1 pseudogene is annotated in these 565 nt (G+C 66.2%); it reads left to right on the top strand.

The window, feature by feature from the left end:
• Window positions 1-264 (top strand): annotated as a pseudogene (locus MKL11_RS18860) (UTP--glucose-1-phosphate uridylyltransferase); the annotation flags it as partial.
• Window positions 265-565: the final 301 nt, after the last annotated feature.

Below are 565 nucleotides of genomic sequence, written 5' to 3' on the forward strand. Positions count from 1 at the left end.
TCGGGCCGCTACATCCTCCAGCCGGAGATCTTCGGCATCCTCGAGCATGGCGAGAAGGGCGCGGGCGGCGAGATCCAGCTCACCGACGCGATGATCAAGCTGATGGCCGAGCAGGACTTCTTCGGCATGCACTACGAAGGCCGCACCTACGACACCGGCTCCAAGCTCGGCTTCCTCACCGCCAACATCGCCTACGCGCTCGACCGGAAGGACCTAGCCGGCCCGCTCAAGGCCGAGATCGCGAAGCTCCTGGCCGACGGTTAGGCGGCTGCGGACGTGCAGCCGGAGCGGGCGGGGTATGCGCAACCGGTAGGGGTATTCCGCTTGCGTTTTGTGCGCCGCAATTTACTTTGTGCATTGCGGGATCGCGATGGCGTCGCGGTCCGGCAGCCCTTCTTGGGCGTTTCCTCCCTAGACTTCGGGCCGCTCCTTCGGGGGTGGCCTTTTTTCTTGGTCGCAGGACTGCCCGACGTGCCTGGTCGGGCCCGGGGTCATCAGTTTCACGCAACCACGCATCTGCACGCTCCCCGGCATCCCGGGGCGCCGAAGGCGAATCCGGGACCCG

Source organism: Methylobacterium sp. J-077 (assembly GCF_022829365.1).
Lineage (GTDB): Bacteria > Pseudomonadota > Alphaproteobacteria > Rhizobiales > Beijerinckiaceae > Methylobacterium.